General features: G+C 73.5%; 11 protein-coding genes and 1 pseudogene. 6 read left to right on the forward strand and 6 right to left on the reverse strand.

What is annotated here, in order from left to right:
* The first annotated feature begins 115 nt into the window (after positions 1-115).
* The 4 genes from IE258_RS19070 to IE258_RS41255 all read left to right on the forward strand — a co-directional run bounded on the left by IE258_RS19070 (position 116) and on the right by IE258_RS41255 (position 4,201).
* The gene (locus IE258_RS19070; protein WP_087805854.1) at positions 116-514 is read left to right on the forward strand and encodes a 6-pyruvoyl trahydropterin synthase family protein; all 399 of its coding nucleotides are present in this window, start codon (positions 116-118) and stop codon (positions 512-514) included.
* On the forward strand, positions 511-1,734 hold the full coding sequence (locus IE258_RS19075) for a glycosyltransferase family 4 protein (RefSeq protein WP_373309768.1): 1,224 nt from the start codon (positions 511-513) through the stop codon (positions 1,732-1,734). The genes IE258_RS19070 and IE258_RS19075 overlap by 4 nt, the downstream gene beginning before the upstream one ends.
* A 218-nt stretch (positions 1,735-1,952) precedes the next feature.
* Positions 1,953-2,999 (forward strand): hypothetical protein, encoded by a 1,047-nt coding sequence (locus IE258_RS19080; protein ID WP_373309770.1) that lies wholly within the window; start codon positions 1,953-1,955, stop codon positions 2,997-2,999.
* Between the two features lie 95 nt (positions 3,000-3,094).
* On the forward strand, positions 3,095-4,201 hold the full coding sequence (locus IE258_RS41255) for a lysylphosphatidylglycerol synthase transmembrane domain-containing protein (protein ID WP_229892215.1): 1,107 nt from the start codon (positions 3,095-3,097) through the stop codon (positions 4,199-4,201).
* On the opposite strand, the pseudogene IE258_RS19085 reads toward IE258_RS41255, so the two are convergent.
* Positions 4,084-4,797: pseudogene (locus IE258_RS19085) on the reverse strand (creatininase family protein); the annotation flags it as partial. The gene IE258_RS41255 and the pseudogene IE258_RS19085 sit on opposite strands and share 118 nt — an antisense overlap.
* 53 nt (positions 4,798-4,850) lie before the next feature.
* On the opposite strand from IE258_RS19085, the gene ribA reads away from it, so the two are divergent.
* Entirely contained in the window at positions 4,851-5,540 is a 690-nt protein-coding gene (gene ribA, locus IE258_RS19090) for a GTP cyclohydrolase II (protein ID WP_189745009.1), read from the forward strand.
* Positions 5,541-5,578: 38 nt separating this feature from the next.
* On the opposite strand, the gene IE258_RS19095 is transcribed toward ribA, so the two are convergent.
* Together IE258_RS19095 and IE258_RS19100 are read right to left on the reverse strand one after the other, a co-directional pair.
* The gene (locus tag IE258_RS19095) at positions 5,579-6,808 is read right to left on the reverse strand and encodes a serine hydrolase domain-containing protein (RefSeq protein ID WP_189745070.1); all 1,230 of its coding nucleotides are present in this window, start codon (positions 6,806-6,808) and stop codon (positions 5,579-5,581) included.
* A gap of 66 nt (positions 6,809-6,874) precedes the next feature.
* The gene (locus IE258_RS19100) at positions 6,875-7,762 is read right to left on the reverse strand and encodes an NAD(P)-dependent oxidoreductase (protein ID WP_189745011.1); all 888 of its coding nucleotides are present in this window, start codon (positions 7,760-7,762) and stop codon (positions 6,875-6,877) included.
* Between the two features lie 266 nt (positions 7,763-8,028).
* Here IE258_RS19100 and IE258_RS19105 point away from each other — a divergent pair, with 266 nt between their 5' ends.
* On the forward strand, positions 8,029-8,622 hold the full coding sequence (locus IE258_RS19105) for a TetR/AcrR family transcriptional regulator (RefSeq protein WP_189745012.1): 594 nt from the start codon (positions 8,029-8,031) through the stop codon (positions 8,620-8,622).
* A 16-nt stretch (positions 8,623-8,638) separates the two neighbouring features.
* On the opposite strand, the gene IE258_RS19110 is transcribed toward IE258_RS19105, so the two are convergent.
* The 3 genes from IE258_RS19110 to IE258_RS19120 all read right to left on the reverse strand — a co-directional run.
* The gene (locus tag IE258_RS19110; protein ID WP_189745014.1) at positions 8,639-10,144 is read right to left on the reverse strand and encodes a membrane-associated oxidoreductase; all 1,506 of its coding nucleotides are present in this window, start codon (positions 10,142-10,144) and stop codon (positions 8,639-8,641) included.
* A gap of 85 nt (positions 10,145-10,229) precedes the next feature.
* Positions 10,230-11,111 carry a phosphogluconate dehydrogenase (NAD(+)-dependent, decarboxylating) gene (gene gnd / locus IE258_RS19115; protein WP_189745016.1) on the reverse strand — a complete coding sequence of 294 codons (882 nt, stop codon included), beginning with the start codon at positions 11,109-11,111 and terminating at the stop codon, positions 10,230-10,232.
* A 1-nt stretch (position 11,112) separates the two neighbouring features.
* Positions 11,113-11,507 (reverse strand): phosphoglucose isomerase-related protein (locus IE258_RS19120; protein ID WP_506417435.1); only part of this gene is annotated, 395 nt, incomplete at its 5' end.

Genomic DNA, 11,507 nt, shown 5'->3' on the forward strand with positions numbered 1-11,507 from the left:
CCTTGAGGAAAGACGTATGACCGACTGAACGGGGGAAGGCACCCAGCCGTAATAGACGGCACCCCGCGCAGCGACCGGCGGGGGACCAGACGTGCCACACCTGGAGGGTCGTCCGTTGTTCAGCATCACCGTCCGCGATCACATCATGATCGCCCACAGCTTCCGCGGCGACGTGTTCGGGCCCGCGCAACGACTGCACGGAGCGACGTTCCTGGTGGACGCCACGTTCCGGCGCGAGCAGCTGGACGAGGACAACATCGTCGTCGACATCGGCCTGGCCACCCAGGAGCTGGGTGCCGTCGTCGGCGCCCTGAACTACCGCAACCTCGACAACGAACCCGACTTCGCCGGCGTCAACACCTCCACGGAGTTCCTCGCCAAGGTCGTCGCCGACCGGCTCGCCGAGCGCGTGCACAAGGGCGCCCTCGGCGAGGGGGCCAGGGGCCTGGCCGGGCTCACCGTCACGCTGCACGAGTCGCACGTCGCCTGGGCGAGTTACGAGCGTGCGCTGTGACCGGCACGTCGGTGGAGGCGACGACCGGCGCCTTTGCCGGACGGGCCAGGCTCGCCCACGTCCCCGCACAGCTGTCCGGGGACGTCCCCGCCTCGGCCCCGAGGAACGGGGGGATCGTCCCCATGTCCCTGCGGTCCGTGCACTTCGTCATGCCGGGCGGCGTCGACGACCCGGCCGCGCCCAGCGGCGGCAACGCCTACGACCGGCGGGTGCGGCTCGACCTCCCCGGCTTCGGCTGGCGGGTGCGGGGGCTGCCCGTGCCCGGCGACTGGCCCCGGCCGGACGAGGCCGCCCGCGCCGAACTCGCGCGCGTCCTGCGGCGGTTGCCGGACGGCGCCGTCGTCCTCCTCGACGGCCTGGTCGCCTGCGGGGTGCCGGAGGTCGTCGTCCCGGAGGCCGAGCGGCTGCGCATGGCCGTCCTCGTCCACCTCCCGCTCGGCGACGAGACCGGCCTCGACCCCGCCGTGGCGGCCGACCTGGACGCCCGCGAGCGCACGGTGCTGCGTGCCGTGCCGGCCGTCGTCGCCACCAGCGACTGGGCGGTGCGGCGCCTCGTCTCCCACCACGGCCTCGACCCCGGCCGCGTCCACGTCGCCGCCCCCGGTGCCGACATCGCGCCCCTGGCGCCCGGCACCGACGGAGTCTCCCGGCTGGTGTGCGTCGCCGCGGTCACCCCGCGCAAGGGCCAGCACCGGCTGGTGGAGGCGCTGGCGGCCGTGGCCGACCTGCCGTGGAGCTGCGTGTGTGTCGGCGGGCTCGGACAGGACACGGAGTACGTCGAGCGGCTGCGGTCGCTGATCGCGCGGCACGGTCTGGAGGAGCGGCTGGTGCTCGCCGGACCGCGGGCCGGCGCCGAGCTGGACGCCGTCTACGCCTCGGCCGACCTGATGGTGCTCACCTCGTACGCCGAGACGTACGGCATGGCGGTGACCGAGGCCCTCGCTCGTGGCATCCCCGTGCTGGCCACCGACGTCGGCGGCCTCCCCGAAGCGGTCGGACGCGCCCCCGACGGCGGGGTGCCCGGCATCCTCGTCCCGCCGGAGGATCCCGGCGCCCTCGCCGCGGAGCTGCGCGGCTGGTTCGGCGAGGCGGACGTACGACGTCGGCTGAAGGCAGCCGCCCGCGGTCGCCGCGCCGCCCTGAACGGCTGGGCGAGCACGGCCCAGAGCCTGGCCGGCGTACTGCGCGGGCTGCCGGGTGAACCGAGGAGGGCGGCATGACCACGAGGAAGTCCCCCGCACCGACCCGAGGCACCCTCCCGGCCCAGCCCGGTCCGGGCGAGGACTGGACGGACCGGCGCCCCGACGGACCCGAAGGCAGCCCCGCCCGCCCCGCGACGCGATGCTCGGACGACGCCGCCCACCGGACACCGGCCCCTTCCGGGCGGCCCTCGGCCGGGGCCCTTGGTCGCGGCAGCGAAGGATCCTTCGGCGAGGCGCTGGGCAGCCATGGTGGTGAAGGGTCCTTCGACGAGGCGGTTGGTGACGGGCGCGGACGGTCTTTCGCCGACGCGCACGGCGACGGCGACGCGCACGGCGACGGCAACGGGTCATGGGCCCCCGCAGCGGGCGCCGGACGCCAGGGGCGGACCGGCGTCGACAGGGGTACCGTCCGGCTCCGCGAGGCAGCATCGGTGAGTGTGCGGTCCGACGACCCTCCGCGCTACGCGCCCGAGTGGCTGCGGCTGCGGGAGCCCGCGGACGCCGCCGCGCGGGCGCGGGACCTGCTCGATCCGTTGCGGATCAGGCTCGCCAACCTGCCGGGGCGGGCGGACGGACTGGTGGTGCACGACGTGGGTTGCGGCACCGGGTCGATGGGGCGCTGGCTCGCCCCGCTGCTCGACGGCGCCCAGCACTGGGTGCTGCACGACCGGGACCCCTACCTCCTGCACTTTGCGGCCGTAGCCGCTCCGCGCACCGCCGCCGACGGCAGCCGGGTCACCGTCGAGACGCGGCGCGGGGCCCTCGCCCGCCTCACCCCGGACGCCCTGACCGGGGCCGCGCTGGTGACGGCGTCCGCGCTGCTTGACGTCCTCACCACCGAGGAGGTCGGCACCCTCGCCGCCGCCTGTGCCGCGGCGGGCTGTCCTGCGCTGCTGACCCTCTCCGTCGCCGGGCGGGTCGACCTCACCCCGGCGCACCCGCTGGACGCCGAGATCACCGAGGCGTTCAACGCCCACCAGCGGCGTACCGGCATGCTGGGTCCTGACGCGGTCGACGCGGCGGCCGATGCCTTCGCCGGGCACGGCGCCACCGTACGGGCGCACCCCAGCCCCTGGCGGCTCGGCCCCGACGAGGCCGAACTGACCGCACAGTGGCTACGGGGCTGGGTCGGCGCGGCAGTCGAACAGCGCCCGGTACTGCGGGAGCGGGCCGACCGGTACCTGGACGAGCGCCTCGCGGCCTGCGCGGCCGGGGAGTTGCGCGTCGTCGTCCACCACACCGACCTGCTGGCGCTGTGCCGGCCGACGGGCGGGGCCCCGTGAGCGCACCGACGCTGCCGACCACACCGACCGCACCGGCGCCACCGGCCGTACCGGCGGCACCAACCGCCCCGACCGCACCGGCGAGGGACCTGCCGATGCCGCCCCGACCGGACACCTCCGTCGGCGCCCCGCCACCACGCCGCCGCCGCGCCCTGCGCGCCCACCTCGGCACGCTCGCCGGCACCGCCGTCCTCGGCGTGGTCCTGTGGCGGCTGGGGACCGGTGCCCTCCTGGACGGGCTGCGCCGGATCGACGGGCCCACGGTGCTGGCGGCACTGGGGATCGGGCTGATCACGACGGTGTTCAGCGCCTGGCGCTGGGCCCTGGTGGCCCGGGGGCTGCGCATCAGTCTGCCGCTCGCGACGGCCGTCGCCGACTACTACCGCGCCCTTTTCCTGAACGCGGCCCTGCCCGGCGGCGTCGTCGGTGACGTGCACCGCGCCGTGCGGCACGGGCGGAGCGCCGGGGACCTGGGACGCGGTGTGCGCACCGTCGTCCTCGAACGGGCCGCCGGACAGCTCGCGTTGACCGGTGTCGGGGTCGCCGTACTGCTCACCATGCCCTCCCCGGTGCTCGCCGAGGCCCGGCGGATCGCACCGCCCGCGGCGCTGGCCCTGCTCGGCGCGCTCGCCGTGACCCTCGCCCTGAGCATGAACCGGACGCCCGTACGCCGGGCGCGGGCCCTGCGGGCGGCCCTCGGCGAGGCACGGGCCGGGCTGCTGTCCCGGCGCAACCTGCCGGGCGTCGCCCTCTCCTCCGTCGTCGTACTCGCCGGGCACCTGACGATGTTCGTGCTCGCCGCCCGGGTCGCCGGCAGCGCGGCCTCCGTCGCCGCGCTCACCCCGCTGGCCGTGCTCGCGCTGCTCGCCATGGGGCTGCCGCTGAACGTCGGCGGCTGGGGGCCCCGGGAGGGCGTCACCGCCTGGGCGTTCGGCGCGGCGGGGCTCGGCGCGGGCACCGGGCTCGGCGTGGCGGTGGTGTACGGCGTGCTCAGCCTCGTGGCGAGCCTGCCCGGCGCCGTCCTCCTCGTCGCCCGCCGGCGCGCCGTGCGCTACGCGGGCGCCTCGTCGGACACGGCGACCGTCTCCGCCGCCAGCAGTGCGAAACAATCCGCGAAGGAATCCGCGAGGCCCGCCAGCAGTTCCTTCCCCTTTTCCGCCGATCCCAGTGAAGGGCGCCCGATGACACCGGAAGCGGTATAGGCGGACATACCGAGGGAGAGCAGATGACGCCGGTCGTCCGCGACGAAATCGGCGGCCTCGTAACCGGGCCGGACCAATTCGGGGTGCGCGTGCAGAAGAATGGAGGTCTCGATTTCCCCCGCATGCATGTCGGTGAGCAGCGAGGTGACCACCCCCGCCCGCTGCCGCGCCGCCTCCCAGTCCTCCGCGGCCGGGAACAGCGCCATCCGCTCACCGCGTGCCGAGGATTCCTGGACGACGTTGCCCAGGACGTAGTTGCCGCCGTGTCCGTTGACCACGACCAGGGACTCGACACCGGAGCGGCGCAGGGAGTCCGCTATGTCCCGTACCACCGCGTGCAGGGTCACGGCGGAGATGCTGACGGTCCCCGGCCAGTCCGCGTGCTCGTGCGAGCACCCGATCGTCACCGGCGGCAGCAGGTGCACCGGGTACGCGGCGGCCATCTCCCGGGCGACGGCGCAGGCGACGAGCGTGTCGGTCGCCAGCGGCAGGTGGGGGCCGTGCTGTTCGTAACTCCCGACCGGCAGCACCGCGACCTTGGAACCGCGTTCGCGCACGTTGTCGCTCGTGTCCGTCGGCACCAGTGAAACATCCATTCCCGCACGGCCTTTCATCTCGGTTGAGCAACCTGTTGAGGAACGCGAGAATCATGACAGAAAAAATCGGTGTACTCGGCAAGAAGGCATCGCAGCGGTCACAGCGGCCGAAACGGCCGCAACGCACGGACGTGGAACGCGTCGTGGTCACACCGCTTCCCACCGTGTACGGGGAATTCCGGGCCTTCGGGTATTTCGACCACGAACGCGGTGACGAGCAAGTGGCCCTGGTCCACGGCGACCCGGGAGCCGAAGGCGTGCTCACCCGGCTCCACTCGGAGTGCCTGACCGGCGACGCCCTCGGCTCCCAGCACTGCGAGTGCGGCGCCCAACTGGCCTCCGCGCTGCGGCAGGTGGCCGACGCGGGCAGCGGGGTGGTGGTCTATCTGCGCGGCCACGAGGGGCGCGGCATCGGTCTGCTGGCCAAGCTGCGCGCGATGGCGTTGCAGGCGGAGGGCCTGGACACGGTGGAGGCGAACCTCGCCCTCGGTCTGCCCGTGGACGCCCGGGACTACGGCGTCGCCGCCCGGATCCTCGACGACCTCGGGGTGCGGTCCGTGCGGCTCATGTCCAACAACCCGCGCAAGCGGGAGGCGTTGGTGCGGCACGGCATCCAGGTCGCCGAGCAGGTGCCGCTGCTGATACCGCCGTGCGAGTCCAACATCACCTACCTGCGCACCAAGCGGGAACGGCTCGACCACCACCTGCCCCATCTGGACGCCGTGGCGCACCTGTCGTCCTGACCGTGCCGGGGGCCGGGCTCCGCCGGGGCGGGGCCGGATCAGTCCACGAGGGCGTCGTGCACGAGCCGCTTCAGGTCCGGGTAGACCGTGTGTGAGGACCTCGGCCGCACCTGGGTCATGAACTGCACCGTCAGATCACGGCCCGGGTCGACCCAGAAGGTGGTCGTCGCCACTCCGCTCCAGCCGTACGTGCCCGGCCCGGAGGGCGACCGCGTGCGGCCGGGGTCGGTCACAACGGAGACGCCGAGTCCGAAGCCGACGCCGTCGTTGCCGGGTTCGTCGTGTGCCGGGCGGCTGCCGAAGGACCGCAGGTCGGCGCCGCCCGGGAGGTGGTTGCGGGTCATGAGGTCGACCGTCGCCGGGGCGAGCAGCCGGACCCCGTCGAGTTCGCCGCGGCGCCGCAGCAGTTCCGCGAAGCGGTGCACGTCGTACGCGGACGAGACCAGGCCGCCGCTGCCGGACAGGAACCGCGGCCGGCCCCGCAGCGGCAGCCCGGGGACGGGGGCGATGCCGCCGTCCTCCGTCTCGCCGTACAGCTCGGCCAGGCGGTCTGCCTGCGCGTCGGTGACGTGGAACCCGGTGTCCGTCATGCCCAGCGGCCCGAAGATCCGCTCGGCGCAGAACACGTCGAGGGGCTGCCCGGACACCACCTCGACCAGCCGCCCCAGCACGTTGCTGGCCACCGAGTAGTTCCACTCGGTGCCCGGTTCGAACTGCAGGGGCAGGCTCGCGTACAGCTCGACCGTCTCGGCCAGGTCCGCGCCAGGCAGGACCGAGGACTCCAGCCCGGCCGCCCGGTACAGCGCGTCGACGGGGTGGGTGTGGTAGAAGCCGAAGGTCAGCCCCGCGGTGTGGGTCATCAGGTGCCGGACCCGCACCGGGCCGTTGGCCGGCCGGGTGACGACCTCCTCGCCGGTCCCTTCGACGTACACCCGTGGCTCGGCGAAGGCCGGCAGGTACCGGTCCACCGGGTCGTCCAGCGACAGCCGGCCCTCCGCCACCAGGGTCAGCACGGCCACGGACGTGACCGGCTTGGTCATGGAGTAGATCCGCCACAGCGTGTCCGCCGTCACCGGGAGCCCGGCCGCGACGTCCCGCAGCCCGTGCACCGTCAGATGGGCGACGCGTCCGCCCCGCGCGAGGGCCACCAGGAACCCGGGCAGCCGACCCTCCTCGACCTGCCGGGCGAAGTGCAGGTCGAGCCGGTCAAGCGCCCCGGGGTCCAGCCCGGCCGCGCCCGCCTCGACCTCCTGCCGCAGGGGTGGCATCGCCATCGTTCTCCTTGATCGTTCGACTGACGGGTCCGGCATACCCCGCGCGGTCCATCTCGGAACTCACGATCGGTCGAGTTCCGCGGTGCGCGCCTCCAACGCACGGAGCACCGCCACCATGTCCTCGCCCCCGTGCCCCAGGGACACCGTCTCCTCGAACAGGGCGTGCGAGGCGTCGAGCAGGGGGGAGGCGAGGCCGGTGGCGCGGGCCGCCTCGGCGATCAGGCGGTTGTTCTTCAGCACGTCCGACGCCGCCGCCTGCGCCGTGAAGTCGCCGTCCAGCAGTTTGGGGGCCTTCATGCGGGAGACGGCGCTGGCCATCGGGCCGGCGTCGAGGACGTCGAGGAACCGGCGCCGGTCGAGGCCGTGTCGTTCGGCGAAGTGGAACGCCTCGGTCAGGCCGGTGACCAGGGTGATCAGGAAGAGGTTCACGGCCAGTTTGGTCAGCAGCGCGTTCGGCGCCGGACCGCAGAAGAAGGTGTCCCGGCACAGCGGGGCCAGCACCGGACGCACCCGGGCCACGGCGCTCTCCTCCCCGGCGAGCATCGCCACCAGTGCGCCGGTCTCCGCCGGGACCCGCGAACCGGACACCGGCGCCTCCACGTACCGCCCGCCCGCGGCCCGGATGTCGGCCTCCAGACCGTGCGAGTACTCGGGGGAGGTGGTGCCCATGTGGACGACGGTGTGCCGGGCGACCCGGGTGGCGAACTCCGCGGTGCCGCGGGCCAGTACGGCGTCGATCGCCGGGCCGTCGGCCAGCATGAGGATCACGGTGTCCGCCCGGTCGAAGACCTCGGCGGGGCCGCCCGCCACCCGGGCCCCGGCGGCGCGCAGCGGAGCGGCGCGGGAGGGGGTGCGGTTGTGCACCACGAGGGGAGTGCCCGCGCGGGCCAGGCGCAGTGCCATCGGCTGACCCATGATGCCGAGACCGATGAAGCCGACGAGCCGCATGACACACCGTCCGTACGAGAGCCGCCCGCCCGCGTGCGGACGCGCCGGAAGCCGAATGGGGAGGGAAGCCGGAAGCCGAATGGCGCGGGAGAAGGCGAGGGAAAGGGAGCAGGGAAAGGGAACAAGGAAGGAAACAGGGGATATGACAGCCGTCATAGTAGCCCGCATCATGACAGCCGTCATAGAGTCGGCACGGGCACGGGCACGGGCACGGGCACGGGCACGGGCACGGGCACGGCACGTGACGGTACGGCGAGGGAGCGGCGATGACGGCGTCCGGGCGAGGGCCGCGGGAGCGGATGGTCTTCAGTGCCGCCCAGCTCATCCGGCGGGACGGTGTGGAGGCCACGGGCATGCGGGACGTCGCCGCCCACGCCGGTGCGCCCCGGGGGTCGCTCCAGCACTACTTCCCGGGCGGCAAGGAACAGCTTGTCGGTGAGGCCCTCCAGTGGGCGGGGCGGTACGCCGCCGACCGCGTCGCACGCTTCCTGCGGGGCATGGACCGTCCGGCGCCGAGCGGGCTGTTCACCGCGATGGTGCGGCAGTGGACCGACGAGTACGAGGCGTCCGGCTTCGCCGCGGGCTGTCCCGTGGCGGCGGCGACGGTGGACTGCGCCGAGAGCTCCGAGACCACGCGGAAGGCGGCCGCCGACGCCTTCGCCGCCTGGACGCGGCCGGTCGCGGCGGCGCTCGTCGGCATGGGCGTGCCCGAGGCGCGGTCCGAACCGCTGGCCACGGTCATGATCAGCTCCCTCGAAGGAGCGATCCTCATCGCCCGGGCCGAACGCGATGTGCGGGCCCTGACGACCGTCGCCCGCGAACTCGGCCCGCTCCTGGACGCCGCCGTGCCCGGGGACTGATCCGCGGCGCGGCGGATCACTGGCGGCTGACCGTGCGGGTCAGGCCGGTGATCACCGTCGTGGCCAGGATCCAGCCCGTGACGATCAGCACGTAGGACAGCGTCTGGTACCAGCCCTCGGGCGCGAAGGCGTTCTCCTGGCCGAAGGAGATCACCGGCAGCAGCAGGTCGAGCGTGTAGAAGACCGGGTCGAAGCCGGGGGCCTCCGCCGGCTTGAGCGCGGGCGGATGGTGCAGCCCGTACGCGACCGAGCCGACCGCCAGCAGCGACAGCAGCCAGCCGCCCGCGCGCAGCGGACGGAAGCCGTAGCCGACCGCGATGTCCTGCAGGTGCCCCCACAGACGGCCGTACCAGGGCAGGGTGCGCCGGCGCCGCCGCTGCTTGGCGAGCTGCACGATGCGGGCCGCGTCGTCGTCACCGATGCGCCGGTAGGCGGCGGTCAACTGCTCGTAGGTGAAGGGGAGGTAGCTGTCACCCTTCTCCAGCATCGGCAGCCGTCGCTCGGCGGGTTCGTGCGGGATGAGCGACGTGTACGTGAGGTCGTTGAGCTGGACCCAGTCCGGCACCACCTCCGGCTGCAGGAACAGCACGTCCACCTGGGCGCGGCGCAGATTGAGCGCCCCCTGCACCGCCGGGCCCTCGCGCAGCCAGAGTTCGCCGATCACGCAACTGCTGGCGCGCAGCGCGGTGTTCCCGGCGTTGGCCAGCCGGGCGTGCGACAGGTCCAGCCGGCCGGGTATCCGGGCACCGCGCAGTTCCAGCCGGCCCCGGACGTCCGCGCGGCGCAGCAGCACGTCGGCCTCGGCGGCGAGCGTCTCGGCCTGGACGGCGCTGCCGCCCGGCCGGTCCAGCACCGAGTCGTTGAGGTTGATGGTGCCGGCCACCCGGGCGCCGGTGAGCCGGACCTCGCCGGCCGCGCGCAGCCCCGGCGCCCACAGGTCGGCGCCCAGCACCGCCTGGTTCAGCTGGAGCACCGGCCACTCGGTGTTCGGCGTCTCGATGCGGGTGCTTTCCAGGTACAGGCTGCCGGTGACCTCCGCCCCCGCGAGCCGCACCGTATCGCTGAACCGGGCCCGGGTCAGCCGCAGTACGCCCTCCACCCGGACCGCGTGCGAGATCAGCCCGGGCAGTACGGACTCGCTCAGGTTCAGCTCGCGCAGCCGGGCCCCGTAGAACCTCGGTGCCTCCTCGAAGTGGCAGTGCCGCAGCCGCACGGGGTGGTCGACCGTCGCGTACTGCAGGTCCAACCGTCCGGTGACGCGCGCGCCGGCCAGGCTGAGCGCCGCCACCCGGCCGTCCTCCCGGGGGCCGTCCAGGAGCAGGGACCGCAGCACGCTCGCGCGCACGGTCCGCTCCGGACCCCAGGTGCCGCCCACGGCGGGGTCGTCCAAGTTCGCGGCGGAGGAGTTCGAGGCGGAGGAGCCCGCGGCGGAGGAGCCCGCGGTGCGGAAGTCCACGTCGGTGCCCGAGGCGAACGCCCGCCAAAGACGCGACTCGGCCGGTGTCAGGTCGTTGATCTCCATCAGGGAGGGACTCTGACCCGAACCGGCCGATCACGTCAACGCGCTTTCCGGACCGCCCACTTCCAGGGCGGCCGTTGCCGGGCGGCTACTTCTTGGCCGACTCCACGGCGTGGCCGCCGAACTGGTTGCGCAGCGCGGCGACCATCTTCATCTGCGGCGAGTCCTCCTGCCGGGACGCGAACCGGGCGAAGAGGGAGGCCGTGATCGCGGGCAGCGGCACGGAGTTGTCGATGGCCGCCTCCACGGTCCAGCGGCCCTCGCCGGAGTCCTCCGCGTACCCGCGCAGCTTCTCCAGGTGGTGGTCCTCGTCGAGGGCGTTGACGGCCAGGTCCAGGAGCCAGGAGCGGATGACGGTGCCCTCCTGCCAGGAGCGGAAGACCTCGCGGACGTTGTCCACGGAGTCGACCTTCTCCAGCAGCTCCCAGCCCTCGGCGTAGGCCTGCATCATGGCGTACTCGATGCCGTTGTGGACCATCTTGGCGAAGTGCCCGGCACCGACCCGGCCCGCGTGGACGTAGCCGTAGGGGCCGTCCGGCTTGAGCGCGTCGAAGACCGGCTTGAGGTCTTCGACGGTCTCCTTGTCGCCGCCCACCATCAGGGCGTAGCCGTTCTGCAAACCCCACACGCCGCCGGACACACCGGCGTCGACGAAGTTGATGCCGCGCTTGCCGAGGTCCTCGGCGTGCCGCTCGTCGTCCGTCCAGCGGGAGTTGCCGCCGTCGATGACGGTGTCGCCGGGCTTGAGCAGCGTCGCCAGCTGGTCGATGACGTGCTGGGTGGCGCCGCCGGCCGGCACCATCACCCAGACCGCGCGCGGCCGCTCCAGCCGGTCGACGAGCTCGACCAGGCTGTCGACGTCGGCCCGCTCGGGGTTGGTGTCGTATCCGACGACGGTGTGGCCGGCGTTGCGCAGCCGCTCGCGCATGTTGCCGCCCATCTTGCCGAGACCAACAAGACCGATCTGCATGTCAGTGCACTTCCTTCAGTTCACGGTAGGCGGCCACCAGCGCGGCCGTGGACGGATCGAGGCCGGGCACGTCCGCGCCCTCGGTGAGGGCGGGTTCGACGCGCTTGGCGAGCACCTTGCCGAGTTCGACGCCCCACTGGTCGAAGGAGTCGATGTTCCAGATCGCGCCCTGCACGAAGACCTTGTGCTCGTAGAGCGCGATGAGCTGGCCGAGGACGGAGGGGGTCAGTTCGGCGGCCAGGACGGTCGTGGTGGGGTGGTTGCCGCGGAAGGTCTTGTGCGGGACCAGCTCCTCCGGTACCCCCTCGGCGCGTACCTCGTCCGGGGTCTTGCCGAAGGCGAGGGCCTGGGTCTGGGCGAAGAAGTTGGCCATCAGCAGGTCGTGCTGGGCCTTGA

This window comes from Streptomyces tendae (assembly GCF_014650435.1).
In the GTDB taxonomy this organism is placed as follows: Bacteria; Actinomycetota; Actinomycetes; order Streptomycetales; family Streptomycetaceae; genus Streptomyces; species Streptomyces tendae.

Excerpts from the sequence above, each read along its gene's own strand:
- IE258_RS41255 (WP_229892215.1), top strand. The coding sequence starts at position 3,095 with ATGCCGCCCCGACCGGACACCTCCGTCGGCGCCCCGCCACCACGCCGC.
- ribA (WP_189745009.1), top strand. The coding sequence starts at position 4,851 with ATGACAGAAAAAATCGGTGTACTCGGCAAGAAGGCATCGCAGCGGTCA.
- IE258_RS19095 (WP_189745070.1), bottom strand. The coding sequence starts at position 6,808 with ATGCCACCCCTGCGGCAGGAGGTCGAGGCGGGCGCGGCCGGGCTGGAC.
- IE258_RS19100 (WP_189745011.1), bottom strand. The coding sequence starts at position 7,762 with ATGCGGCTCGTCGGCTTCATCGGTCTCGGCATCATGGGTCAGCCGATG.
- IE258_RS19105 (WP_189745012.1), top strand. The coding sequence starts at position 8,029 with ATGACGGCGTCCGGGCGAGGGCCGCGGGAGCGGATGGTCTTCAGTGCC.
- IE258_RS19110 (WP_189745014.1), bottom strand. The coding sequence starts at position 10,144 with ATGGAGATCAACGACCTGACACCGGCCGAGTCGCGTCTTTGGCGGGCG.
- gnd (WP_189745016.1), bottom strand. The coding sequence starts at position 11,111 with ATGCAGATCGGTCTTGTTGGTCTCGGCAAGATGGGCGGCAACATGCGC.